This is a genomic window from Vibrio sp. 1978 (assembly GCF_033344345.1).
On record NZ_JAWPOP010000934.1, the window covers coordinates 1 to 536 of the forward strand.

Here is a 536-nt window from a genome sequence, read left to right on the forward strand (position 1 = left end):
TCAGAGACGCCACAATCGTGAATCATGCCTGCAAAGTAACAAAACTCTGCTTTCTTTAAATCCCAATTTAAGGCTAGAGCACATTGGTAGGCGATGTATGCGACGCGGTGACTGTGGTGAGTGTCATCGACACCTACATAGTCGAGTGCACGGGCGACCCAGATGAGCGCTTGTTTTAGATCGACTTCAAAACCCGCAATAGCATCGGGAGAGGAAGAATGCTTCATTATTTATACCGACATGTTTTTAAGCCCACGCAAACCGACATCATGGCCTGATATTTAGAGAAAGGGCGCGACAGCGAAAAGAACCCTTAAAGGTGGGCTATTTGGACGTAATTTTAATTATGGCGTAGATAATAATCCTAGTTGCATAAGAATATCACTCGAAGCTCACTGTTTAACGTCAGTTCTTTGAGCTGAGTATTGGTTTTAAAAGATTCTTGTTGCTTTGGTTGACTTCCTTGAAAACGACAATAAATCATGATGCAACGTATTCTTATTTCTACTTTTGACTAAAGCATCAGTAAACAAAGG

At 41.6% G+C, this 536-nt stretch carries 1 pseudogene; it reads right to left on the reverse strand.

Going from position 1 to position 536, the window contains the following annotated elements:
- Positions 1 to 227: pseudogene (locus R8N49_RS29945) on the reverse strand (hydrolase); the annotation flags it as partial.
- Positions 228 to 536: the final 309 nt, after the last annotated feature.